Origin of the sequence: Vibrio sp. SCSIO 43137 (genome assembly GCF_028201475.1) — a bacterium.
Classification (GTDB): Bacteria; Pseudomonadota; Gammaproteobacteria; order Enterobacterales; family Vibrionaceae; genus Vibrio.
Window position 1 is genome coordinate 3143195 of the sequence record NZ_CP116383.1, and the last position, 26261, is coordinate 3169455.

Consider the following 26261-nt stretch of genomic DNA (forward strand, 5'->3'; position numbering starts at 1 on the left):
ACAGACAAGGCTGAAATTTACGCTGATACAAGATTATTTTTTACTATCTAGAATCTTCTGAATTCTCGGGTTTAGCGCGGAGCCATGACTTTGGATATACTCTTCACGTTTCAGATCATTCATATTTTTAACTGAATGCTGTGCCAGCAAATTGTCCTGAAACTCAGTAACCAGCATTCCCCTCTCCTGTAAGCTCTTCGCTTCCAGATAGTAACGCTTAAACAGCTCATCCAGCTTATACTCCGGCACCCTTTTTAGTTCATAGAGCTTATTCTGTACCAGCCATTTTTCAATCTCATTGGCAGGCGAACGGCTCAATACCCGGACGCGGCTATCCATACGCTCTTCGGTAGTCAGCTCTTTGCTTAAAACCTGCAACTCACCCGTTGACGGAGGCCAGTACTCTCCGCGCTGAATCCTCTCACGGCAGTGACGTAACAGCCTGTCAAAATCGGCCTGAGTCAAATTCTCAGTAAACAGAATAAACTTAGTATTAGGCTCGCTGCCGTGGACATGTTCCCATTTAGATTCATAAATGGAGAAGAGAGTACCAAACACACTGATGCACCAGTCCGTCAGTTCACCGGTGACCTCTACAACAGGCATGGCTTCTGCCTGCACGGTTGCTACCATAGATCCTGCCGGTTCATTCACCGGCGCGGCAACAACTTCCTCAGAACCTTGGTTTGTGTCCTTTCTGGATGACTTGCTGCCTGAAACGCTCAGATGGGCTAAGCTTCTGTTGATACCCAGTTGCTTTAGCTTTTCCTCCATCTCCCGGAGCTGTTGATCTGCTGGTTTGCCTTTCATATCTCTTCTCGTTAGTTAGCCAGTTTTGAAGCTTGGACTCAATTCTTGATATTGTCATTAACTCATTGGCCCGGGCTTTATGATGCATAACAAAATTACGCCACACTACAGCGTGGTCATTGGCGATACCGGAAAAACGGAATGCCCGCTCTGCCCAGTCGGGAATGCTATTTTCATCCAAATCATAAGTCGAGATAGCATTGCCTTCGCTACGCTTTCCGGCGACATACTGTGAACCGGAAGGGAACGGTGCGTTACCCTGCTCTCTCATACTATAAACCGGTATAGAACGATTCACTTCCGCTTCCGCCGGCTGGGAGTAACTCTGCTCAGCAGGCAGCATATCAGACACCTGATTCACCGCCTGAGGCACAGGCTGAGTAAACAGCAGGCGAAAAGTGAATACTTCCTGCTGACCATTCCCGTCTCTGCGCACTCTTTCGATATAGCCCTGCTCAGCTAAAGCGGTAAGGTGATTCGCCATACCAAACTCTGTCAGGGAACACATCTGACACACCTCTTGCAGGCAGACAGAACTGATGCCGTTCTCATTGGCATAATCTGACAAAAGCAACAGAATCAGTTTTTCTGTCGGATTGGAAAGCTGGGTTTGCCACGCAAAATAGGTGTATTTAGCACTCAATGTCAGCGCCTCTGTTGTGGATTAAAAAATTAGCCTGATCTTATGTGAACCGCTAACTAAATTATAGTCACTTGTCTCAATTTCCTGAGCTTGTGTGACTTTATTTCAGGGCTTCGAGTATAGAGCAGTGGCTGGCGTTATCTTCACTATGCCCACAGCAGGCATCGTTCAGCTTTTTAAGGGCATTTCGGATCTTGGTCAATTCAGCAATTTTCTCATCAATCATGCTCAGTTTCGCACTGGTAATCGCTTTTACTTCAGCACAACTGTGCTGGGTGGCTTCAAGACGAATCTCAAGCAGTTCTTTTATTTCATCAAGAGAAAGTCCTAACTGCTTTGCATTTAAGATGAACTTAACCTGCTCCACACTATTCTGGTCATAAATACGATATCCCGACTCACTACGCCCCTTTGGCACAATAAGTCCATTTTTCTCATAAAACCGCAGCGTATCAACACTGATCCCGGCCAGTTTGGCCAGTTCACCTATTAAGTACATTGCTTCTCCCATTAATATGAGTTAGCTACAAACATGCAAAATTGAATTATTTTTGCGATAGCAATCGATTGCGCGAGCATTTTGCAAACAATTTAGTTAGAATGTGCGCCAGAAAAAACAACCTCTATTGGGGTACACATCATAAGGTCTTTGCCAAAAGCTCTTTTCTTCTACATGATGTGAGCTTAACGTCAATTAATAAAGTAAGTAAGACCTGTTTGGCAAAAATCTTTATCTACCCGGAACTTAAGGAAAATGGAAGTAATGAATAACGCCCGCCCTATTCGCCGCGCATTGATTAGCGTCTCAGATAAAACTGGAATTGTTGAGTTTGCTCAGTCTCTTTCTGAGCGAGGTGTTGATATTCTCTCTACCGGAGGCACGGCCCGCCTTCTGGCTGAGCAGGGAATCCCGGTAACAGAAGTTTCTGACTATACCGGATTTCCTGAGATGATGGATGGCCGGGTAAAAACATTACATCCAAAAGTTCATGGCGGGGTACTTGGCCGCAGAGGTCAGGATGATAGTGTAATGGAACAGCATGGCATTAACCCAATTGACATGGTTGTCGTCAACCTCTACCCGTTTGCTGAAACCGTAGCAAAAGAAGGTTGCACACTGGAAGATGCGGTAGAAAACATCGATATCGGTGGCCCGACAATGGTTCGTAGTGCAGCTAAAAACCACAAAGATGTAACTATTGTGGTCAACGCTTCAGACTATGGCCGGGTGTTGGAAGAGATGAACAACAATCAGAACTCTCTTAGCCTGAAAACCCGCTTTGACCTTGCTATCTCTGCTTTTGAGCACACCGCGGCTTATGACGGCATGATTGCCAACTACTTCGGCACCATGGTTCCATCTTACGGCGAGAACAAAGAAGGCGATGAAGAGTCCAAGTTCCCGCGTACTTTCAATCAGCAGTTCGAGAAAAAGCAGGATATGCGCTACGGCGAGAACAGCCATCAGGCTGCCGCTTTTTATGTTGAGTCAAATCCTGAGGAAGCATCAGTTGCCACAGCACGTCAGCTTCAGGGTAAAGCCCTCTCTTATAACAACATCGCTGATACCGATGCTGCCCTTGAGTGCGTAAAAGAGTTTTCAGAGCCAGCCTGTGTCATCGTTAAACACGCTAACCCATGTGGAGTGGCTTTAGGAAAAGACACTCTGGAAGCCTATAACCGCGCTTACCAGACAGACCCGACTTCCGCTTTCGGCGGTATTATCGCCTTTAACCGCGAGCTGGATGCTGAAACGGCACAAGCTATTGTTGAAAGACAGTTTGTTGAGGTCATTATCGCACCATCTGTTGCCGAAGAAGCTCTTGCCATCGTTGCTGCAAAGAAAAACGTTCGCCTGCTAGAGTGTGGCCAGTGGTCAGAAAAGACATCCGGCTTTGACGTTAAACGCGTGAACGGCGGACTACTGGTTCAGGATCGCGATCAGGGCATGGTTTCACTGTCGGATCTGAAAGTGGTTTCTAAGCGTCAGCCAAGTGAAGAGGAGCTGAAAGACGCCCTATTCTGCTGGAAGGTGGCTAAGTTTGTGAAATCCAATGCCATTGTATACGCCAAAAATGATATGACAATCGGCGTAGGTGCCGGCCAGATGAGTCGGGTTTACTCAGCCAAAATCGCTGGTATTAAAGCCGCAGACGAAGGGTTGGAAGTGGCTGGCTGTGTTATGGCATCTGATGCATTCTTCCCGTTCCGTGATGGTATTGATGCCGCTGCCGAAGCGGGTATTAAATGTGTTATTCAGCCGGGCGGTTCCATGCGGGATCAGGAAGTGATTAATGCAGCCGATGAGCACGGTATGGCAATGATCTTTACCGGAATGCGTCATTTCCGTCACTAACTTTTGAGAGGTGCTAAGGCACCTCTTTTTTATGTATTAAGGAACTTACTATGCAAGTGTTAATTATCGGTTCTGGTGGTCGTGAACACGCATTGGCCTGGAAGGCCGCACAAAACCCTGAAGTTGAAACCGTTTATGTTGCGCCAGGTAATGCCGGTACAGCAATAGAACCCGGTGTCCGCAATGTCGCTATTGAGGTAGAAGATATTTCCTCTCTGGTTGAGTTCGCCAAAAACAATCAGATCGAACTGACCATTGTCGGCCCTGAAGCCCCTCTGGTGATTGGTGTGGTCGATGCTTTCCGTGATGCCGGACTAGCCATCTTTGGCCCGACAAAAGCCGCAGCACAACTGGAAGGCTCTAAGGCCTTTACCAAGGACTTTCTTGACCGCCACAATATCCCTACCGGAAGCTACGCTAATTTCACCGAGATTGAGCCGGCTCTTGCCTATGTCCGGCAGCAAGGCGCACCTATTGTAGTTAAAGCAGATGGTCTAGCCGCAGGTAAAGGCGTTATCGTCGCAATGACGCTGGAAGAAGCTGAAGCCGCTATCAAAGACATGCTGGCCGATAACGCCTTTGGTGATGCCGGCAGCCGTGTGGTGATAGAAGAGTTTCTTAGTGGAGAAGAGGCCAGCTTTATTGTTATGGTAGACGGTAAAAATGTTCTGCCTATGGCCACCAGTCAGGATCACAAACGTGTAGGTGATGGTGACAGCGGGCCGAATACCGGAGGTATGGGCGCCTACTCTCCTGCTCCTGTCGTTACCGCCGAGATCCATGACAGAATCATGAATGAAGTGATTTATCCGACCGTTGAAGGAATGGCAGCCGAGGGCGCTCCTTATACCGGCTTTCTCTATGCAGGCCTGATGATTGATGAGTCCGGCACTCCTAAAGTGATTGAGTACAACTGCCGCTTTGGTGATCCGGAAACTCAGCCAATTATGATGCGAATGAAATCTGACTTGGTTGATCTCTGCCTCAGTGCTGTCAGACAAGAGCTGGATCAATGCTCGTCTGACTGGGACTCAAGAGCAGCCGTAGGTGTTGTTCTCGCAGCCGGCGGCTACCCGGCGTCTTACCAGAAAGGCGATACTATCTCAGGGCTTGCTGAAACAGGCTCAGCAGATAAGCAGGTGTTTCATGCAGGAACAACCATTAAGGATAACCAGGTTGTGACTAACGGTGGCCGGGTACTTTGTGCAACCGCCCTAGGAAATAGCGTCTCAGAAGCTCAGAGAAGCGCCTACCAGCTTGCAGAAGCAATTAACTGGAATGGTATGTTCTATCGTAAAGATATTGGTTACAGAGCCATAGAGCGCGAAAATAGCTAACCGCAACATTGCGTGGCAGACAAAAAAGGCACTACTACAGTGCCTTTTCTCATTGACTCTTTGTCTGTTTAACAACTTGATCGCGCAGCCAGTTATTCTTCCGTGATCAGCAACGGACGATTAACACAATCCACACTATCCTCTTCAAGCATATAGAGATCCTGCACCACCAGCTTAGAAGGCGATGTGGTCCCTAAAAAAGCGGCATAACTGTCGAGGTTAGCTAAACGGTTCACGACAAAGTCAGGCAAAATCTGATTAAATTCGACATTCTGGTAAGTTTCTCCTGAACAGGTTCTGAATCCTTTACCATCCCAATAGCCCTGAATCAATCGCTGCCCTTTAGCGTGTTGTTTTTTAACCGTATTTTTTATGGACTCAGCACTATTTTGCACCATAGTAATCTGCTGAGGCTGCATAGGAAGCACCTTACCATCAAGCCGGTATTGTTGGTAAACTGCCTCTCCACTCTGATTAAACCTCAGGTGGATTTTAAACGGAACTAAGCCATTTTTTTCTTCTAGTTGCTCGCCCTGACGAACAATTTCCCGCACCACACCATCACGCCAACGATAATCAGAAAAATACCAGCCATGCTTGCCTGAATCGACATAATCGGCAGCTGAATATGGGTATTCCAACTCCTCGCTATACCAGTAGAAGCTGGTCGCGTCACCTACGGACTGGCCGCCACTCATATTCTGAAAACGATTGTCAGCATCTGTAGAGGGTTGAGAGGAACAACCGAATAGAAGGGCGCTAAGCAGGAGGGTAAGTGTTTTTGTTTTCATTGTCAGGAACCACGCCGGACGGTAAAGTCCGGCGTACTATATTACTTCACTGAATCTTTCAGTGCTTTACCTGCAACAAATGCTGGTACGTTTGCTGCTGCAATTTGGATCTCTTCGCCTGTTTTAGGGTTACGACCTGTGCGAGCTGCGCGATGGTTTACTTTAAAAGTACCAAAACCAATTAGTTGAACTTGGTCACCCTCTTTTAGTGTCTCAGTAACACTCTCAAGAGTCGCTTCAAGTGCAGATTTAGCCTGAGCTTTAGATAGATCCGCCTTCTCAGCGATAAAGTCGATTAATTGGGTCTTGTTCATTAGGTTTCCCTTCTCATGTGTTATCGAAATCTAACCCACTCTAATGCATAAACCCCCCGTCTGGCAAAGGTTTGACTGGCATCTTTCCGTTAAAAGAACAACTTTTACACTGATTATGGGCATTAACTCACAATTTGCTGTTAATATCAGTAGATATAGGGGGGCTTTAAAACGCTGAAATCCAGTAAATACAGTGGATAAGGCAGGAGTTATCGCTCCAATATGTGTTTATTTAACCGACTATCTTAGTAAAAATTTTATGCTGCTATTAACTTTCTATATCTCCTTATCCATCGGGGTGTCATTTATCTGCTCGGTTCTGGAAGCCGTTTTGTTGAGTATTACCCCCAGCTATCTGGCTCAGTTAAGGCAGAATAATCACCCTTCGGCGGCGAAACTATCACGCCTTAAAGAAGATATCGACAGGCCACTGGCATCGATTCTTACCCTGAATACCATTGCCCATACTATCGGCGCAGCCGGAGCCGGCGCACAAGCCGCACATGTTTTTGGCAGCCAGTGGCTGGGGCTGTTTTCAGCCCTACTCACTTTAGGCATTTTGCTGCTCTCAGAAATTGTGCCTAAAACCATTGGGGCAACCTACTGGCGTCAGTTAGCACCAGCCGCTGCGGCGGTTCTGAAGTGGATGATCTGGGCACTGACACCATTTGTATGGGCATCTGAACAGATTACTAAGCGTCTGGCTCACGGACACACGCCGCCAAAGCTCAGGGATGAGATCTCGGCTATGGCCATGCTGGCTCATGAGAGTGGCGAAATTAATGAAGAAGAGTCCCGTATTCTGAGTAACCTGCTGAGTATCAGAAATGTTCCTGTTACTCAGGTCATGACACCACGCCCTGTAGTATTCAGGGTGGAAGCGGAACAGACCATCAACCAATTTCTTCAGGACAACCATGATATTCCGTTCTCCAGACCACTAATTTATAGTCAGCAGAAAGACAATATTATCGGCTTTGTTCACCGCCTTGAGCTGTTTAAATTGCAACAGTCTGGCTGTGGCGAAAAGCAACTTGGGGCGGTTATGCGCCCTATCAATGTGCTGCTAAACAACATTAATCTGCCTAAAGCCTTTGACCATATGATGAAAAATCGCCTGCAGTTGGTGCTGATCGTCGACGAATACGGCACCATTCAGGGAATAGTCACACTGGAAGATATTTTCGAATATTTGCTGGGAGAAGAGATAGTGGACGAAGCCGACCACGCTACGGATATGCAGCAGTTGGCTTACCAGCGATGGGAGCGCTGGAAGCAGACCCATGATGTAAAAGAAAGTAAGGAGTAGGCGCTTCCGTTTACAGGGCGGAACTTGCTGAGAGTTTACGCTGAGGCAACTTATGTCGCCTCAGTGTTTTTTTAACGGCTAGATTTCAACACCAATATTGCTGATAGCCTCATCTCGAAGCTCTGCACGCAGATCTTTGATAAGATCTATATCTCTTTCTGTTGCTTCTCTTAACGGGCGGAATATCGCCCACTGAACATCCCACTCAGCGCAAACTGCTTCATTCTCTTTCTGATTGTCGTTGGTAATCTCTGCTCCTGTCTGCGCTTCTTCCAGTTGAGCAACCGTCAGCACTGACTGCTGGCTTATTTTAATCATATTTTCAAACAAGTAGTCTCTGTCCAACAGACCGTGCAGCAGAGTTGAAAGAGCAATACAGGCATCAATGGCAGGATAAACAGCATAAAAGTCATAATCTTCTGAGCTTGGAATAATCTCTTCCAGCTTTTCAAGCTGACGCTCAAAGTTAATCTTGGCGTTTTTTACCGTCAGAAGTTCCCAGATGCTGTCCAGAATATCTCTGTAAATACGGGATTCTGCAAAGTCCGTCGCATCACAGAACATAGCGTAATTTGGATACATGCGCTCACACAGTGATGCCATAAAAGTGATTTGCTGCCACGGCTCAAATTTCTCAAGGCGAACTTGAAGAGGATTCTGTAACATAGGGACTCTGAGGTTGATGATTAAGACAGCGGAAGTGTACTTGATTCGAGCACGGGAAAAAAGAAAGCATATGGATAATTTCACCAATAAAGTAAAAATAATCACCGAATATGATGAGGAGTTTCATCAGCTGATTAATCAGGCAGGACTGCCGGATTTGCAACTGACAGAAAACAGCCATGAAGCCAATATACTGCTCGCCTCGCCACCGAAAGTAGCCGGTATTCTGGACTCTTTTACTCAACTGGAGTGGGTACAATCCATGTATGCCGGAGTGGATGCCCTGATGGAACCGGGGCTCAATCAGGATTATGAGCTGACCAATGTAAAAGGTATTTTCGGCCCTCAGATCGCAGAGTATGTGCTCGGCTACACCATAGAACATTTCCGCCACTGGAGCCGCTATAAGTCTCAACAGCAGGACAAGATCTGGCAACCTCACAGATACCGCACTATCAATAATAAATGCATGTTTATTATGGGGACCGGCTCTATCGGAAATTATCTGGCAAAAACAGCGGCGGCATTCGGAGTACATACTGTCGGCGTCAACCGCACAGGTATCCCCCCTAAGCAGAGTGCTTTTAGCGAAGTTCTGCATATTGAACAGCTTCACTCTCAGCTTTCCCGCGCTGACATACTGGTTTCAACCCTGCCGAAAACCGATCTGACGACCGGCATCTATAATCAACAACTGTTTTCTCACTGTCGTGAGGTGCTGTTTTTTAACGTCGGCAGAGGCGATGCCGTGGTTACGGATGATCTGCTGGAAGCTCTTAGAAATGGCTCAGTAAAACACGCCTATCTGGATGTGTTTATCAATGAGCCTATTTCTCAGCAGTGTCCATACTGGCATAACCCAAATGTAACGGTTACCCCGCATATTGCTGCCAACAGTTTTCCTGAACTGGTGTTTGATATTTTCAGAGAGAACTACCTGTTGTGGCGTGATGGCTTTCAATTAAAAAACCGTATCGATTTCGATAAGGGCTATTGATGCTGTCCGATCTGCTTAGCTCAATAGGTCAGTGCCGTGTTTGTGAGCCTGAATTAGAACTAGGGGCTAACCCTGTGGTCCAGGCCCATTCAGATGCCCGGTTATTAATCATAGGGCAGGCTCCCGGAAGGCGGGTACATGAAACCTCAGTACCGTGGAATGATCCGAGCGGTGACAGGCTACGCCAGTGGCTGGCCATTGATAAACAGACTTTCTATGACCAGAAGCAAATTGCCATTATGCCGATGGGCTTTTGTTATCCCGGAAAAGGCAAAAGCGGTGACCTGCCGCCCAGAAAAGAGTGTGCCCCCTTATGGCATAAAGCTCTGCTTGAGGCCATGCCCAATATTGAGCTGACACTATTAATCGGCCAGTATTCGCAGAACTACTACCTTAAGGATAAACCTTCTACCCTGACTGAAACCGTTCAAAACTGGCAAAACTGGGCGCCGGGCTATATCCCTTTACCTCACCCTTCACCTCGCAATACTTTGTGGCTGAGAAGAAACCCATGGTTTGAACAACAGGCGGTTCCCTATATTCAAAACCAAGTACAAAAACTGCTAAATAACGGTTCCTGATAACAAAAGCGGTTATTTAGCCAATAAAAAAACGCCGAAGCTTTTCAACTCCGGCGTTTTCATAATTTTATGGCGAATGTTTACTTATGGTATGGCTTTGACAGCTCATGTACCGCTTCAACAAACACACCAGCATTCTCAGGCGGCACATCCAGATGGATACCGTGGCCCAGGTTAAATACATGACCAGTTCCTGCATCACCAAAGCCTTCAAGGATAGTGGCTACCTCTTCACGAATACGTTCTGGAGACGCATATAGCATTGACGGATCCATATTACCCTGCAGGGCAACTTTATCGCCTACGCGCTTCACTGCATCCTGAATATTGATAGTCCAGTCCAGACCAACAGCATCACAACCTGTCGCAGCAATCTGCTCAAGCCACATTCCGCCATTCTTAGTGAACAGAGTAACAGGTACACGACGGCCATCGTTTTCACGGATTAATCCATCAACGATTTTGTGCATATATTGCAGGGAGAACAGGTTGTAATCACGCGGAGTAAGTACACCACCCCATGTATCGAACACCATTACAGACTGAGCACCGGCTTTAATCTGTGCGTTAAGATATTCAATAACACTGTCCGCCAGTTTATCCAGCAGTGCGTGTAGCGTTGCCGGTTCTGCGTACATCATCTTTTTGATTTTAGTGAAGGCTTTTGAGCTACCACCTTCAACCATATAGGTTGCCAGTGTCCAAGGGCTGCCGGAGAAACCGATAAGAGGCACTTCACCCTTAAGATCTTTGCGAATCTGACGTACAGCATTCATTACATATTGCAGTTCACCTTCAGGATCCGGCAGGCCAATCTTATCAACATCAGCTTTACAGGTGATTGGGCGGTCAAACTTAGGACCCTCGCCAGCTTCGAAACGCAGGCCAAGTCCCATCGCATCCGGGATGGTTAAAATATCAGAAAACAGAATGGCAGCATCCAGAGGAAAACGACGTAAAGGCTGAATGGTGACTTCAGAAGCAAGTTCAGCATTTTTGCACAGAGACATAAAGTCACCAGCCTGACTTCTGGTCTCTCTGTACTCTGGCAGATAGCGGCCAGCCTGACGCATCATCCAAACCGGTGTGTAGTCCACGGGTTGTTTTAATAGGGCACGTAAATAGCGATCATTCTTTAATTCGGTCATTCCGTTTTTCCATTGTTACTTTCTGGAGAGGGCTAGTAGTTTAACACTCTTTCAACACTTCGTTAGCCGTGCTTTGAGCCCTAGATCATGTTCTCAAGTTTTTAATTCGTATTATTTTTGCCTCGCACAGCTCAGCTGTGTAAAAATTTGTCCCGCTAGCGAAAACAATAATAATTCGGGTAAAAGATTACCCGGACATCTCATAACGACATCTTACTTACCCCCTCCCTTACCGGAGGGTTTTTTTTGCCCTGATTTCCGCCACCAGCTGGTCGATAATGGATCTGGCAATGGTTCCCTCAGGTGCAACTTCCGGTAATTCATCAACATCAAACCATCTGGCGTCATTCAGCTCCGTTGGATCAACTTTGATTTCACCTGAATCATACTCAGCCAGATAACCCACCATCATGCTGGACGGAAATGCCCATGGCTGGCTGGCAAAGTAACGGATATTCTTTATCTCTATTCCCGTCTCTTCCTTCACTTCCCTTGCCACGCACTGCTCCAGCGTTTCTCCCACCTCCATAAAACCGGCAATCACCGTATACATGCCCGTTTTATGTTTAGGGTGCTGCGCCAGCAAAATCTTGTCGCGTTTATGTACCCCGACAATGGTGCATGGGTATATACGCGGGTAATGTATCGCCCTGCACTCACCGCACTGCATGGCTATTTCAATATGGTTGAGAAAATTACGCCCGCCACACTGGGGGCAAAAACGCAGCGTCTGGCTCATATGACCATACTGCACCGCTTTGCTAAGCAGCAAGAACAGTTCATTATCGATTAGCAGAAGCTGACGAAGAGAAACCAGTTCAAGCTCTTGTTCAATATCAGCATCGTTTAACCACATCACTGGTTTGTTGTCATAGCTTCCGACACAAATGGCTTTGTCTGCCGGAAGTTCAAACTGCTCTGCGTAGCCGAAAGGTATCTGGCCTTCAGGACACCAGACATCACTTCCGTTAACGATTACCCAGTAAGCTTGCTGGCTTTTTTTCTTGTCACTATTTTTTAACATCCTTTGATCTCTTCTCTTGATGTTAACCAGATTTACTGGCAATCTAAAAAATATACTAGAGTGTGAGCATACACAATTTCAATATGTTAACCTCAGGTATAATAAAAACAATGCGTTATTTGGACTCCTGATTTTTCAGGGAATTTCGATTGCTAACGATTAGCAATCTGATCATGAGGGACATGGTCATGTTAAATAAATTCAAACAAGTACAAGAACAGTGGGGCGGCTCCAGTGAGGTGATCGATCACTGGTTAGATACACGCCAGATTTTAATCGTAGAGTTTTGCAAGCTGGCTTCTTTGCAGCCTGGTGCGGCTAATAAGCCTATTAGCAAGCTGCCCTCCCCCGAAGAGCTTCAGTCATTTTGCCAGCATCTGGTCGACTACATATCCGAAGGTCATTTTAAAATTTATGAAATGGTGATGGATAAGTGGAAGTCTACCGGTTTTTCTCCAACAGATGATATTAATCAGACCTATGGCCGAATCGTTTTAACCACAGATCCGCTGCTTAATTTTACCGATAAGTACGCCGGTGTCAGTGCAGACGACAGACTGGAAGGGTTTGATAGCGATCTTTCTCTGATTGGCGAGATAATTGAAACGCGCTTTGAAGTAGAAGACCAGCTAATCCAGTTAATCGCTGATAGTCTGGCGGTTCCGCCCGGAGCGTAAGCTGCCATCTGACATAGATTTTACCGCGAGCTTCTCTCTTGAAACACAGAGAGGGGCTCGTTTTAGTTTTAGCCGCTGATAACTCACTGGCTGAAGCTCATAAAGCTTTGTCTATATTGCAGGCATTAAAAAAGCACCCGAAGGTGCTTTTTATTTAGTCTGTATCTGATGCTTACTCTTCTGAAGAGAAGCCAGCGTTCAGAAGCGCTGCCAGATTGTCAGTTGCCTGCTCTGCAGACGGTGCTTCCTGACCACCTTCACGCTGCTTCTGACGGTCCTGATGGTAGGCAAAACCTGTACCGGCAGGGATCAGACGACCAACGATTACGTTCTCTTTCAGACCACGAAGGTCATCACGCTTACCAGAAACCGCAGCTTCTGTTAGTACGCGAGTCGTTTCCTGGAACGATGCCGCTGAGATAAAGGACTCAGTTGCAAGAGACGCTTTAGTGATACCTAGTAGCTCACGCTCAAAACGTGCAGGCTCTTTGCCTTCCGCTTCAAGAGCACGGTTAGCGATCTTAACCTGAGCGTATTCTACCTGCTCACCTGCCAGGAACTCAGAGTCACCAGCAAATGTGATAGTACACTTACGCAGCATCTGACGAACGATAGTTTCAATGTGCTTATCGTTAATCTTAACGCCTTGCAGACGGTAAACTTCCTGAACTTCGTTAGTGATGTACTGAGTTACCGCACGGATACCACGCAGACGCAGGATATCATGTGGAGTTTCAGGACCGTCAGCGATAACGTCACCGCGTTCGATCTTCTCACCTTCGAATACGTTCAGCTGACGATGCTTAGGAATCATCTCTTCGTAAGTGTCGCCACCTTCGCGAGTGATAACCAGACGTCGCTTACCTTTGGTCTCTTTACCAAAGCTCACAGTACCTGTGTGCTCAGCAAGAATCGCAGGCTCTTTCGGCTTACGTGCTTCGAACAAGTCAGCTACGCGTGGCAGACCACCGGTAATATCTTTGTTTCCGCCAGATTTCTGAGGAATACGTGCAAGAGTATCACCAATACCTACTTCAGCGCCGTCTTCGATCTGTACAATCGCTTTGCCCGGCAGGAAGTAATGAGCAGGCATATCAGTACCTGGGATCATTACGTCATTGCCTTTCGCATCAACCAGCTTGATAGCAGGACGCATATCTTTACCAGCTGACGGACGAGCAGCAGCGTCTGTTACTTCACTTGAAGAAAGACCTGTCAGATCATCAGTCTGACGAGAAACCGTCACACCATCAATCATGTCTACAAACTGGATACGACCTGCCACTTCAGTAATGATTGGCATGGTGTGCGCTTCCCAGTTAGCAACAACTTCACCAGCGTTAACTGCTTCTTCGTCTTTCTTGCTCAGAAGAGAACCGTAAGGCAGTTTGTGCTTCTCTTTAGTACGGCCGAACTCATCTACGATAGTCAGCTCAGATGCACGAGAAGTGATAACCAGCTTGTTATCTTTGTTGGTTACGAACTTAGCGTTGTGAAGTTTAACGGTACCTGTTGTCTTCGCCTGAATGCTGTTCTCTGCGGCAGCTGTCGATGCAGCACCACCGATGTGGAACGTACGCATGGTAAGCTGTGTACCCGGTTCACCGATAGACTGAGCAGCGATAACACCCACTGCCTCACCTTGGTTAACCAAGTGACCGCGAGCAAGGTCACGACCATAACACTGTGCACAACAACCAAAGTCGGCATCACAGGTAACAACAGAACGTACTTTCATACGGTCAACAGAGTTGTCTTCCATGATCTGACACCACTTCTCATCAATCAGAGTATTACGTGGGATCAGTACGTCTTCAGTACCCGGCTTAAGAACATCTTCAGCAACTACACGACCAAGTGCCAGCTCAGAAAGTGCAACTTTAACGTCACCACCTTCAATGTGAGGCATCATGTCGATACCTTCATGGGTACCACAGTCGTGTTCATGAACTACTACGTCCTGAGCAACGTCTACAAGACGACGAGTCAGGTAACCGGAGTTCGCTGTTTTCAGTGCTGTATCCGCAAGACCCTTACGGGCACCGTGCGTTGAGATAAAGTACTGAAGTACGTTCAGACCTTCTTTAAAGTTCGCTGTGATCGGTGTTTCGATGATCGAACCATCCGGACGAGCCATCAGACCACGCATACCGGCTAGCTGACGAATCTGCGCTGCAGAACCACGAGCACCGGAGTCGGCCATCATATAGATGCTGTTGAAAGACTCTTGCTGTTCTTCTTCACCGTCGCGGTTAACCACAGTTTCAGAAGACAGGTTATCCATCATCGCTTTCGCAACACGGTCGTTGGTAGACGCCCAGATATCGATAACTTTGTTATAGCGCTCACCCGCGGTAACAAGACCAGACTGGAATTGCTCCTGGATTTCGCGAACTTCTTCTTCAGCTTCAGAGATTTCAGTGTATTTCGCTGCCGGTACAACCATATCGTCGATACCTACAGATACACCTGAAAGTGCAGCGTATGCAAAACCTGTGTACATGATCTGGTCAGCAAAGATTACCGTATCTTTAAGACCAAGCTTACGGTACGCCTCGTTCAGAAGGGTAGAAATTTGTTTCTTACCAAGCTTCTGGTTAACCAGGCTGAACGGCAGGCCGGCAGGAACAATCTGCCAAAGCATTGCACGACCAATAGTAGTATCTACTAGTTTGGTCTCAGTTACACTTTCGCCATCTTCATCAACAACGGTCTCAGTGATACGTACTTTAACGCGGGCATGAAGCTCGGCAGTCTTAGTACGGTATGCCTTCTCAGCCTCTTCAGGGCCGGCAAGGTACATACCTTCACCTTTCACGTTGATCTTGTCACGAGTCATGTAGTAAAGACCCAATACAACGTCCTGAGAAGGTACGATGATAGGATCACCTGACGCTGGCGACAGAATGTTGTTTGTCGACATCATCAGTGTACGTGCTTCAAGCTGAGCTTCCAGAGTCAGAGGTACGTGTACCGCCATCTGGTCACCATCGAAGTCGGCGTTATAAGCCGCACACACTAGTGGGTGTAGCTGAATCGCTTTACCTTCGATCAGTACTGGTTCGAACGCCTGAATACCAAGACGGTGAAGTGTTGGTGCACGGTTCAGTAGTACCGGGTGTTCACGAATTACTTCGTCCAGGATATCCCAAACGATCGCTTCTTCGCGCTCTACCATCTTCTTAGCTGCTTTGATAGTCGTAGCCATGCCACGAGTTTCCAGCTTGCTGTAGATAAATGGTTTAAATAGTTCTAGTGCCATCTTCTTAGGAAGACCACACTGGTGCAGACGAAGGTATGGACCTACTGTGATTACAGAACGGCCAGAGTAGTCTACACGCTTACCTAGAAGGTTCTGACGGAAACGACCTTGCTTACCCTTGATCATATCAGCAAGAGATTTCAGAGGACGCTTGTTAGAACCTGTGATCGCACGACCACGACGACCGTTATCAAGAAGTGCATCAACAGACTCTTGCAGCATACGCTTTTCGTTACGTACGATGATGTCCGGAGCCGCTAGCTCTAAGAGACGCTTCAAACGGTTGTTACGGTTGATCACACGACGGTATAGGTCGTTCAGATCTGAAGTCGCAAAGCGACCGCCATCTAGTGGTACCAGAGGACGTAGATCTGGTGGCAGAACCGGAAGAACAGTCAGGATCATCCACTCTGGGTTGTTACCAGAGGAGATAAATGCCTCAACCAGCTTCAGGCGCTTAGTGATTTTCTTACGCTTAGTTTCTGAGTTTGTAGACTCAAGCTCTTCGCGCATTTGTTCAGTTTCTGCCTGAAGGTCCATAGTAGAAAGCAGATCTTTGATCGCTTCTGCACCCATCTTAGCAGTGAACTCATCACCCCACTCTTCCAGACGATCCAGATACTCTTCTTCAGTCAGCATCTGGCCTTTTTCAAGGTCAGTCATGCCCGGCTCAGTCACCACGTACATTTCAAAGTAAAGTACGCGTTCGATATCACGCAGTGGGATATCCATTAACAGACCGATACGAGACGGTAGTGATTTAAGGAACCAGATATGTGCTACTGGAGAAGCAAGTTCAATGTGACCCATACGGTCACGACGAACTTTAGTTTGTGTAACTTCAACGCCACACTTCTCACAGATAACACCACGGTGTTTCAGACGCTTATATTTGCCACAAAGACATTCGTAGTCTTTAACCGGGCCAAAAATACGCGCACAGAAAAGACCATCGCGCTCTGGCTTGAACGTACGATAGTTGATCGTTTCAGGTTTTTTAACTTCACCAAAAGACCATGAACGAATCATGTCTGGTGAAGACAGACCGATTTTGATTGCATCAAATTCTTCGGTCTTATGCTGTGCTTTTAGAAAGTTTAATAAGTCTTTCACAATCAGCTCCTGTGAGGAGTTAAAAGGTACCCGGCTTCGAGTACCTTTCTACCGATAATCCGTCAGGATTACTCTTCGTCTTCTAGCTCGATGTTGATACCTAGCGAGCGGATCTCTTTCAACAGTACGTTGAAGGATTCTGGCATACCAGGTTCCATGCTATGGTTACCGTCTACGATGTTCTTATACATCTTAGTACGACCATTCACGTCATCGGACTTAACTGTTAGCATCTCTTGTAGAGTGTAAGCAGCACCGTATGCTTCCAGTGCCCATACTTCCATCTCACCAAAGCGCTGACCACCGAACTGAGCTTTACCACCAAGTGGCTGCTGAGTTACCAGGCTATAAGAACCAGTTGAACGTGCGTGCATCTTGTCATCAACAAGGTGGTTCAGTTTCAGCATGTACATGTAACCTACAGTTACAGGACGCTCAAACTCATCACCAGTACGACCATCAAACAGGCGTAGCTGACCAGATTCTGGCAGATCACCCAGTTTCAATAGCTCTTTGATTGATGACTCTGGTGCACCATCAAATACCGGAGTAGCGATCGGCAGACCACCACGTAGGTTCTTGATCAGTGTACGTACTTCATCATCAGACAGTGCAGCGATATCAACTTTCTGACGGGTATCACCAAGGCTGTAAACCTTCTGTAAGAACTCACGGAACTTAGCCAGTTCCTGCTGCTCTTTAACCATCTGGTTAATCTTGTCACCGATACCTTTCGCCGCCAGACCCATATGAACTTCAAGGATCTGACCGATGTTCATACGAGACGGTACACCCAGTGGGTTCAGTACGATATCAACCGGCTGGCCTTTCTCATCGTATGGCATGTCTTCAACAGGGTTGATCTTAGAGATTACACCCTTGTTACCGTGACGACCGGCCATCTTATCACCAGGCTGGATACGACGTTTAACCGCAAGGTAAACCTTAACGATCTTCAGTACGCCAGGTGCCAGATCATCACCTTGAGTGATCTTACGACGCTTGTTGTCAAACTTCTTATCGAAGTCTGCTTTCAGCTCGTCCCACTGCTCAGCAAGTTGCTCAAGCTGGGTTTGTAGATCATCATCTTCAAGAGTCTGTTCCAGCCATCTCTTACGACCGATAGTCTCAAGCTTAGCTTCAGAGTAACCACCTGCGATAAGTACAGCTTTAACACGTGCAAGAAGACCACCTTCCAGAATTTCAAACTCTTCAGTAAGGTCTTTCTTCGCTTCTTTAAGCTGCATCTGCTCAATTTCAAGAGCACGCTTATCTTTTTCAACGCCGTCACGAGTGAAGACCTGAACGTCGATAATCGTACCTGACACTGAGTTAGGAACACGCAGAGAAGTATCTTTAACATCAGATGCTTTTTCACCGAAGATGGCACGTAGCAGTTTCTCTTCAGGAGTAAGCTGGGTTTCACCTTTAGGGGTTACTTTACCAACCAGGATGTCACCACCCTTAACCTCAGCACCGATGTAAACAATACCGGACTCATCCAGTTTAGACAGAGCCGACTCACCAACGTTTGGAATATCAGCTGTGATCTCTTCACTACCCAGCTTAGTATCACGAGCAACACAAGATAGCTCCTGAATGTGGATAGTTGTGAAACGGTCTTCCTGAACGACACGCTCAGAAACAAGGATTGAATCCTCAAAGTTGTAACCATTCCAAGGCATGAATGCCAGACGGATGTTCTGACCAAGAGCCAGTTCACCAAGGTCCGTAGAAGGACCATCTGCCAGTACATCACCTTTAGCCACTGGTTCACCAGGCAGTACAGTCGGACGCTGGTTGATACAAGTGTTCTGGTTAGAACGGGTGTACTTAGTCAGGTTATAGATATCGATACCCGCTTCGCCTGGTACCAACTCATCTTCATTAACCTTAACTACGATACGTGATGCATCCACAGACTGGATCATACCGCCACGTTTCGCTACTGCAGTAACACCGGAGTCAACCGCTACGTTACGCTCAATACCAGTACCTACAAGAGGCTTGTCTGCGCGTAGTGTCGGAACCGCCTGACGTTGCATGTTCGCACCCATCAATGCACGGTTCGCATCATCGTGTTCCAGGAATGGGATCAGAGATGCCGCCACAGATACAACCTGGTTGGTTGCAACGTCCATATAGTTAACCTGATCGCGTGGGTGCAGACCGGATTCACCTTTCTGACGTGCTGTAACCAGCTCTTCCTCGAAAGAACCTTCTTCAGTCAGGGCAGAGTTTGCCTGAGCAATGATGAACTGACCTTCTTCGATAGCAGACAGGTAATCTACTTCGTCAGTTACAATGCCATCTACAACACGACGGTATGGAGTCTCTAGGAAACCATAGTCATTACAACGTGCAAATGCAGATAGTGAGTTGATCAGACCGATGTTCGGACCTTCAGGTGTTTCGATAGGACACAGACGTCCGTAGTGCGTAACGTGTACGTCACGTACTTCAAAACCAGCACGCTCACGAGTCAGACCACCCGGACCAAGTGCAGAAATACGACGCTTGTGCGTTACTTCTGACAGCGGGTTGTTCTGGTCCATAAACTGAGAAAGCTGTGAAGAGCCAAAGAATTCTTTAACAGCCGCTGAAATAGGCTTAGCGTTGATCAGATCCTGAGGCATGATTGCATCAAGGTCACCAAGGCTCAGACGCTCTTTAACAGCACGTTCTACACGAACAAGACCAACACGGAATTGGTTTTCTGCCATTTCACCTACGCTACGGATACGACGGTTACCAAGGTGGTCGATATCATCAACTTCACCGATACCGTTACGTATAGCGATAAGCTTCTTCATTACTTCGATGATGTCAGTTTCATCAAGGATACCTTGATCACCAGCATCTTCGCGCATGATAGAGCTGTTAAACTTCATACGACCAACTGTTGACAGATCATAGCGCTCTTCAGAGAAGAACAGGCTGTCAAACAGAGCTTCAGCAGCTTCTTTTGTTGGTGGCTCACCCGGGCGCATCATGCGGTAGATTTCTACCAGAGCAGACAGACGGTCAACAGTACTGTCGATACGTAGCGTATCAGACATGAACGGACCATGGTCTAGGTCATTGGTGAACAGCACCTGTAGATTTTTGTGACCAGCCTGAGACAAGTTCGCCAGAACTTCCAGACTAATCTCTTGGTTCGCAGCTACAATAATCTCGCCGGTATCTTCATTGATGTAATCTTTAGAAGATACTTTACCAACGATGTACTCAACTGGTACTTCGATGAACTCAACGCCATCTTTTTCAAGCTGACGGATATGACGAGCAGTAACGCGACGACCAGTCTCTACGTAAGTCTTGCCATTAGCTTCAATATCAAATGTTGCCGTTTCACCACGTAGGCGATCCGGTACCAGCTCCATCATCAGAGTCTGGTCTTTCACTTCGAAGTTCACTTTCTCGAAGAAGATGTCCAGAATCTCTTCTGTAGTCTTGTTCAGTGCGCGAAGGATGATAGAAGCAGGCAGTTTACGACGACGGTCGATACGTACGTACAGGTTATCCTTAGGATCGAACTCAAAGTCCAGCCATGAGCCACGGTAAGGGATAACACGTGCGTTATATAAAACTTTACCTGATGAGTGGGTTTTACCTTTGTCGCTGTCGAAGAACACGCCTGGGCTTCGGTGCAGCTGGGATACGATAACCCTCTCGGTACCATTAATTACAAAGGTACCATTGTCAGTCATCAGTGGGATTTCACCCATGTAGACTTCTTGTTCTTTAATGTCTTTTACAGTACCGGCCGGTGCATCTTTATCAAACACAACTAGACGCAGTTTAACGCGTAGTGGTTTTGAATAAGTTACACCACGGATTTGACATTCTTTAACATCAAAAACTGGCTCGCCAAGACGATAGCTAACGTATTGCAGCTCAGAATTGCCGTTATAGCTCTGAATCGGAAATACAGAACGAAAAGCAGCCTCAAGACCGTATTGCCCCTCAGGATCCTGTTCGATAAATTTGTCGAACGAATCGAGCTGGATCGATAGCAAATATGGAATGTCCAAAACTTGTGGACGAGTACCAAAGTCCTTACGGATGCGCTTTTTCTCGGTATAAGAGTAAACCATGGGGTTCCTCAGCTCGCTGATAAGTGACCCAAACTGTCCATTCATTTTCCTTTAGAAAAGAGCGGGACAGTAACTAACAACTGTTTACTGTAGACCCTATGCTGACAGAAATAGCATAGCGGTTTTTTGCATGGATACTTGGTGCTTAAACAGCGGAAAATTCACCAAGACCCTACAGCGCAAAAAGGCCGGTGGTCAATAAACCACCAGCCATTAGCCTTTCGGCTAAGAAATTAAGTAATAATTACTTAACTTCAACAGAAGCACCAGCTTCTTCTAGTTGTGCTTTAAGAGCTTCAGCTTCTTCTTTAGAAACAGCTTCTTTAAGTGGTGCTGGAGCACCGTCAACTAGACCTTTAGCTTCTTTAAGACCTAGGCCTGTAGCTGCACGTACTGCTTTGATTACAGCAACTTTGTTACCGCCAGCGCCAGTTAGGATTACGTCAAATTCAGTTTTCTCTTCTGCAGCTTCACCGCCAGCAGCGCCGCCAGCAACAACAGCTGCTGCAGCAGAAACGCCGAATTTTTCTTCCATAGCTTCGATAAGCTCAACAACTTGCATTACAGACATTTCTGCAACTGCGTCTAGGATTTGCTCGTTTGTAATAGACATAACAATTCTCTTTTAAATCAACAATAAGTTTAAATAGCAACCAGTGAAAAGCAAGGCTTAAGCCGCAGCTTCTTCTTTTTGGTCGCGTAGTGCAGCGATAGTACGTACCAGCTTGCCTGCAGAAGCTTCTTTCATGCACATCATTAGGCGTGCGATAGCTTCGTCGTAAGTTGGTAGTGTCGCCAGTACTTCAGCGTCAGTAACTGCGCCTTCAAATGCAGCAGCTTTGATCTCAAATTCTTTGTTCTCTTTTGCGAAGTCTTTGAAAAGACGCGCAGCAGCACCTGGGTGCTCGTTAGAGAATGCGATCAAAGTTGGACCTACGAATACGTCTTGTAGACATTCGTAGTCTGTGCCTTCCACAGCGCGACGTGCTAGTGTGTTACGCACAACTCTCATGTAAACACCCGCTTCACGAGCTTGTTTACGTAGAGAAGTCATTGCGCCAACAGTAACGCCACGAGAGTCAGCTACAACTGCAGAAAGTGCATCACCGGCCGCTTCGTTGACTTCAGCAACAATTGCTTTTTTGTCTTGAAGGTTTAAAGCCATTTTGGATTTACTCCTGGTTGTCGTTACACTACTCACTAAAAATTAGTGAGAGTAAATACAGTGCATTCCCAGAAGAAAGACAATCTATGAAAGTTTGGCTTTCTGTCAGTTCGGGCACCATCTACGTAGGTTTTATTAAGTTCCTCACAAAAAGTTCAGAACGCCTACGGTCTTGGACGGAGACTAAGTTCACTAAGCTTGTTTAAAAAACGGAATTTAAAAACAATTTTGTGATCACAGCCCCAACCACAATTAAATAGGCGCAGAATTATACATCAATTTTGCGCCTATGCAAATTAGTTTGCTTGAGTGTTCAGGCTAGCCTGATCAACAGCAACACCAGCACCCATTGTAGTAGAGATGCTTACTTTCTTCAGGAAAGTACCTTTCGCTGAAGAAGGCTTAGCTTTCTTAAGAGCAACCAATAGTGCTTCAAGGTTTTCCTGAAGTTGGTTAGCTTCGAAAGTCGCTTTACCGATAGTAGTGTGGATGATGCCGTTCTTGTCGTTACGGTAACGAACCTGACCAGCTTTCGCGTTCTTAACAGCGTCAGCAACGTTAGGAGTTACAGTACCAACTTTAGGGTTTGGCATAAGACCGCGAGGACCAAGAATAGTACCTAGCTGACCAACAACGCGCATTGCATCTGGAGAAGCAACAACTACGTCGAAGTTCATTTCGCCTTTCTTAACCTGCTCAGCAAGATCTTCCATACCAACGATGTCAGCACCAGCTTCTTTAGCTGCTTCAGCGTTTGCACCCTGAGTGAATACTGCTACGCGGATTTCACGGCCAGTACCGTGAGGAAGAACAGTCGCACCACGTACGTTCTGATCAGATTTACGAGCGTCAATGCCAAGATTAACAGCTACATCTACGCTTTCTACGAACTTAGCAGTAGCAAGTTCTTTAAGAAGAGCGATAGCTTCGTTGATTTCGTACTCTTTAGTTACGTCAACTTTTTCGCGGATTACGCGCATGCGCTTAGTAAGTTTTGCCATGATCTTATCCCTCTACCACTAGGCCCATTGAACGAGCAGTACCTGCGATAGAACGCTTCATCGCTTCGATGTCAGCACCAGTCATATCAGCAGCTTTAGTTTCTGCGATTTCCTGAAGCTGTGCGTCAGTCACTGTACCCACTTTTTCAGTGTTTGGACGACCTGAACCAGACTTAACGCCTGCAGCTTTCTTAAGAAGAACTGCCGCTGGTGGAGTCTTAGTTTCAAAAGTGAAAGAACGGTCGTTGTATACAGAGATAACAACTGGGATTGGAAGACCTTTCTCAACAGATTCTGTTTTTGCGTTGAACGCTTTACAGAATTCCATGATGTTAACACCGTGCTGACCTAGAGCAGGACCAACCGGTGGACTTGGGTTTGCCATACCCGCTGCAACTTGCAGCTTGATATAAGCTTCAACTTTCTTAGCCATGATATTTCCTAAATTTGGGTTCAGACGCTAGTGTAATCACCAGCTCCCCGTGAGTAATTAGACTCTTTTTACTAAGAGACTAGTAAAAAGGCGCGAAATTATAATCAGATTTCGCGCCTTATACAACCTTAAAAGGGTGTTTTTTTAATCAAGTTTATCCACTTGACCAAACTCAAGCTCAACCGGTGTTGCACGACCAAAGATCGATACAGACACTTTCAGGCGGCTCTTCTCGTAATCCACTTCTTCAACAGTACCGTTAAAGTCAGCAAACGGACCTTCATTAACACGTACCACTTCACCCGCTTCAAACATCGTCTTAGGACGTGGAGCTTCGCTAGCTTGCTCAAGGCGGTTAAGAATCGCATCCGCCTCTTTATCTGTGATAGGTGCAGGACGGTCAGAAGTACCACCAATGAAGCCCATTACACGAGGAACACTGCGTACTAGGTGCCATGATTCATCATTCATGATCATCTGAACCAGAACATAGCCCGGGAAGAATTTACGCTCACTCTTGCGGCGCTGGCCAGCACGCATTTCAACAACTTCTTCAGTAGGGACCAGAACCTCACCGAAGTAATCTTCCATCGCATGCATTTTAATATGTTCGCGAAGAGATTGAGCTACACGGCCTTCATAGCCTGAAAAGGCCTGAACTACATACCAGCGTTTTTTTGGAGCTTCACTCATGAATTAAGATCCTCACATTCCAGTTACAAAGTTAACCAGACGAACCATAATGCCGTCGATACCCCAAAGAACCAGAGCCATAACAATACATACAGCCAATACAATCAGTGTAGTCTGCACTGTTTCCTGACGCGTAGGCCAGACAACTTTACGAACCTCAATACGAGACTCCCGTGCAAAAGTGATCGCGGCTTTACCTTTTGCTGTTGTAGCCGCAACACCCAGTGCAGCAGCAATCAGTACAACAACACCTGCTGCACGAATAACAACAGACAATTCACCATACAGGTAATTACCCACAACAGCAGCGGCCAACAGAGCAAAAGCGACGACCCACTTAAAGATATCTGCTGTACTTGAGCTATTTGGAGTTTCAGCGTTTGCTTTCATAGAACCAACCTGTCACAAGTCTTAAATATAGACGACAACAACCCCGCTGTTGCAGGGCTCATTCTTAATACGCTAAATAATTTGGCGTATTATTAAGCCAAGATACTACACCTTGACCATTAAATTCTTTGCTTTTCAATGAGTTGGACACTAAATCGTATCTTCTCTTTTGTCTTGCGCAGAAAAAGGGCATCAAATGATGCCCTTTTTACTAGTGTTTCGTCAAATCTTATTCAAAGATTTTAGCAACAACACCAGCACCAACTGTACGGCCACCTTCACGGATAGCGAAGCGTAGACCTTCGTCCATCGCGATAGGAGCGATCAGTTCAACAGTCATCTGGATGTTATCACCAGGCATTACCATTTCTACGCCTTCAGGTAGCTCGATGTTACCTGTTACGTCAGTTGTACGGAAGTAGAACTGTGGACGGTAGCCTTTGAAGAATGGAGTGTGACGACCACCTTCATCTTTAGACAGAACGTATACTTCTGACTCGAACTTAGTGTGTGGAGTGATTGAACCAGGAGCTGCAAGTACTTGACCACGCTCTACTTCTTCACGCTTAGTACCACGTAGAAGTGCACCAACGTTCTCACCCGCACGACCTTCGTCTAGAAGCTTACGGAACATCTCAACACCTGTACAAGTTGTTGAAGTTGTTTCTTTAATACCAACGATTTCTACTTCGTCACCTACACGTAGGATACCACGCTCGATACGGCCAGTTACTACTGTACCACGACCCTGGATTGAGAATACGTCTTCAATTGGAAGTAGGAACGGCTGGTCTACTGCACGCTCTGGCTCTGGGATGTAAGAATCTAGCGCTTCTGCTAGTTCTACAATCTTGTCTTCCCACTCTTTCTCGCCGTTTAGGGCACCAAGAGCTGAACCTTGAATTACTGGCAGGTCATCACCTGGGAATTCGTACTCAGAAAGAAGTTCACGAACTTCCATTTCTACTAGTTCTAGTAGTTCTTCATCATCAACCATGTCACATTTGTTCATGAATACGATGATGAAAGGGATACCAACCTGACGGCCAAGTAGGATGTGCTCACGAGTCTGAGGCATTGGGCCGTCAGTCGCAGCTACTACAAGGATACCACCGTCCATCTGAGCAGCACCGGTGATCATGTTTTTAACATAGTCAGCGTGTCCTGGGCAGTCTACGTGTGCGTAGTGACGAGTTGGAGTGTCGTACTCAACGTGAGAAGTTGCGATTGTAATACCGCGCTCACGCTCTTCTGGAGCGTTATCGATTGATGCGAAGTCTTTCGCTTCACCGCCGTACACTTTAGCAAGAGTTGTACAGATTGCAGCAGTTAGAGTTGTTTTACCGTGGTCAACGTGGCCGATAGTACCAACGTTTACGTGCGGTTTCGTACGTTCAAATTTTTCTTTAGACATGAGTTGTCCCTCTAGGTACGGATTTAGGTGGCTTTGATGA

23 protein-coding genes are annotated in these 26261 nt (G+C 46.6%); 6 read left to right on the forward strand and 17 right to left on the reverse strand.

Annotated elements, in window-relative coordinates:
• Positions 1–33 precede the first annotated feature (33 nt).
• From PK654_RS14745 to zntR, 3 genes are all read right to left on the reverse strand, one after another.
• Positions 34–753, reverse strand: coding sequence for a hypothetical protein (locus tag PK654_RS14745; protein ID WP_271698898.1), 720 nt, complete (start codon positions 751–753; stop codon positions 34–36).
• On the reverse strand, positions 674–1453 hold the full coding sequence (locus tag PK654_RS14750) for a hypothetical protein (RefSeq protein WP_271696706.1): 780 nt from the start codon (positions 1451–1453) through the stop codon (positions 674–676). The genes PK654_RS14745 and PK654_RS14750 overlap by 80 nt, the downstream gene beginning before the upstream one ends.
• Positions 1454–1553: 100 nt before the next feature.
• Positions 1554–1952 carry a Zn(2+)-responsive transcriptional regulator gene (gene zntR, locus PK654_RS14755; RefSeq protein ID WP_271696707.1) on the reverse strand — a complete coding sequence of 133 codons (399 nt, stop codon included), beginning with the start codon at positions 1950–1952 and terminating at the stop codon, positions 1554–1556.
• Positions 1953–2216: 264 nt separating this feature from the next.
• Here zntR and purH point away from each other — a divergent pair, with 264 nt between their 5' ends.
• Both purH and purD read left to right on the forward strand, forming a co-directional pair.
• Positions 2217–3809, forward strand: a complete 1593-nt coding sequence (purH, locus tag PK654_RS14760) for a bifunctional phosphoribosylaminoimidazolecarboxamide formyltransferase/IMP cyclohydrolase (protein ID WP_271696708.1) — start codon at positions 2217–2219, stop codon at positions 3807–3809.
• Between the two features lie 50 nt (positions 3810–3859).
• A complete protein-coding gene (purD, locus tag PK654_RS14765) occupies positions 3860–5146 on the forward strand; it encodes a phosphoribosylamine--glycine ligase (protein WP_271696709.1) in 1287 nt (428 codons plus the stop codon).
• Between the two features lie 92 nt (positions 5147–5238).
• Here the strand turns inward: purD and PK654_RS14770 are convergent, their stop codons facing one another.
• Positions 5239–5937 (reverse strand): DUF1481 domain-containing protein, encoded by a 699-nt coding sequence (locus PK654_RS14770; protein ID WP_271696710.1) that lies wholly within the window; start codon positions 5935–5937, stop codon positions 5239–5241.
• 41 nt (positions 5938–5978) lie between these two features.
• A complete protein-coding gene (gene hupA, locus PK654_RS14775) occupies positions 5979–6251 on the reverse strand; it encodes a nucleoid-associated protein HU-alpha (protein ID WP_271696711.1) in 273 nt (90 codons plus the stop codon).
• A gap of 259 nt (positions 6252–6510) precedes the next feature.
• On the opposite strand from hupA, the gene PK654_RS14780 reads away from it, so the two are divergent.
• On the forward strand, positions 6511–7560 hold the full coding sequence (locus PK654_RS14780; protein WP_271696712.1) for a CNNM domain-containing protein: 1050 nt from the start codon (positions 6511–6513) through the stop codon (positions 7558–7560).
• Positions 7561–7638: 78 nt separating this feature from the next.
• Here PK654_RS14780 and PK654_RS14785 read toward each other — a convergent pair whose 3' ends face one another.
• Entirely contained in the window at positions 7639–8226 is a 588-nt protein-coding gene (locus tag PK654_RS14785; protein WP_271696713.1) for a YjaG family protein, read from the reverse strand.
• A gap of 70 nt (positions 8227–8296) precedes the next feature.
• On the opposite strand from PK654_RS14785, the gene PK654_RS14790 reads away from it, so the two are divergent.
• Together PK654_RS14790 and PK654_RS14795 are read left to right on the forward strand one after the other, a co-directional pair.
• Positions 8297–9223, forward strand: a complete 927-nt coding sequence (locus PK654_RS14790) for a D-2-hydroxyacid dehydrogenase (protein WP_271696714.1) — start codon at positions 8297–8299, stop codon at positions 9221–9223.
• Positions 9223–9804, forward strand: a complete 582-nt coding sequence (locus PK654_RS14795; RefSeq protein WP_271696715.1) for a uracil-DNA glycosylase family protein — start codon at positions 9223–9225, stop codon at positions 9802–9804. The genes PK654_RS14790 and PK654_RS14795 overlap by 1 nt, the downstream gene beginning before the upstream one ends.
• Before the next feature lie 80 nt (positions 9805–9884).
• Here PK654_RS14795 and hemE read toward each other — a convergent pair whose 3' ends face one another.
• Together hemE and nudC are read right to left on the reverse strand one after the other, a co-directional pair.
• Positions 9885–10952, reverse strand: a complete 1068-nt coding sequence (gene hemE / locus PK654_RS14800; protein ID WP_271696716.1) for a uroporphyrinogen decarboxylase — start codon at positions 10950–10952, stop codon at positions 9885–9887.
• A 229-nt stretch (positions 10953–11181) separates the two neighbouring features.
• Positions 11182–11976 carry an NAD(+) diphosphatase gene (nudC, locus tag PK654_RS14805; protein ID WP_271696718.1) on the reverse strand — a complete coding sequence of 265 codons (795 nt, stop codon included), beginning with the start codon at positions 11974–11976 and terminating at the stop codon, positions 11182–11184.
• Between the two features lie 182 nt (positions 11977–12158).
• Here nudC and rsd point away from each other — a divergent pair, with 182 nt between their 5' ends.
• Positions 12159–12653, forward strand: coding sequence for a sigma D regulator (rsd, locus tag PK654_RS14810; protein WP_271696719.1), 495 nt, complete (start codon positions 12159–12161; stop codon positions 12651–12653).
• Between the two features lie 172 nt (positions 12654–12825).
• On the opposite strand, the gene rpoC is transcribed toward rsd, so the two are convergent.
• The 9 genes from rpoC to tuf all read right to left on the reverse strand — a co-directional run bounded on the left by rpoC (position 12826) and on the right by tuf (position 26221).
• Complete coding sequence (gene rpoC / locus PK654_RS14815; RefSeq protein ID WP_271696720.1) at positions 12826–17028, reverse strand: DNA-directed RNA polymerase subunit beta'; 4203 nt, start codon at positions 17026–17028, stop codon at positions 12826–12828.
• 68 nt (positions 17029–17096) lie between these two features.
• Complete coding sequence (gene rpoB, locus PK654_RS14820; RefSeq protein ID WP_271698899.1) at positions 17097–21125, reverse strand: DNA-directed RNA polymerase subunit beta; 4029 nt, start codon at positions 21123–21125, stop codon at positions 17097–17099.
• A gap of 244 nt (positions 21126–21369) precedes the next feature.
• Complete coding sequence (gene rplL / locus PK654_RS14825; protein WP_271696721.1) at positions 21370–21738, reverse strand: 50S ribosomal protein L7/L12; 369 nt, start codon at positions 21736–21738, stop codon at positions 21370–21372.
• A 57-nt stretch (positions 21739–21795) separates the two neighbouring features.
• Positions 21796–22290: a 50S ribosomal protein L10 gene (gene rplJ, locus PK654_RS14830; protein ID WP_271696722.1), complete on the reverse strand. Its 495-nt coding sequence runs from the start codon at positions 22288–22290 to the stop codon at positions 21796–21798.
• A 296-nt stretch (positions 22291–22586) separates the two neighbouring features.
• On the reverse strand, positions 22587–23291 hold the full coding sequence (rplA, locus tag PK654_RS14835) for a 50S ribosomal protein L1 (RefSeq protein WP_271696723.1): 705 nt from the start codon (positions 23289–23291) through the stop codon (positions 22587–22589).
• Positions 23292–23295: 4 nt separating this feature from the next.
• Positions 23296–23724, reverse strand: a complete 429-nt coding sequence (gene rplK / locus PK654_RS14840; protein ID WP_261834260.1) for a 50S ribosomal protein L11 — start codon at positions 23722–23724, stop codon at positions 23296–23298.
• Between the two features lie 144 nt (positions 23725–23868).
• On the reverse strand, positions 23869–24417 hold the full coding sequence (gene nusG, locus PK654_RS14845) for a transcription termination/antitermination protein NusG (protein ID WP_271696724.1): 549 nt from the start codon (positions 24415–24417) through the stop codon (positions 23869–23871).
• A 12-nt stretch (positions 24418–24429) separates the two neighbouring features.
• Positions 24430–24807: a preprotein translocase subunit SecE gene (secE, locus tag PK654_RS14850; RefSeq protein ID WP_271696725.1), complete on the reverse strand. Its 378-nt coding sequence runs from the start codon at positions 24805–24807 to the stop codon at positions 24430–24432.
• A gap of 229 nt (positions 24808–25036) precedes the next feature.
• Positions 25037–26221, reverse strand: coding sequence for an elongation factor Tu (gene tuf / locus PK654_RS14855; protein ID WP_271696726.1), 1185 nt, complete (start codon positions 26219–26221; stop codon positions 25037–25039).
• Between the last annotated feature and the right edge of the window lie 40 nt (positions 26222–26261).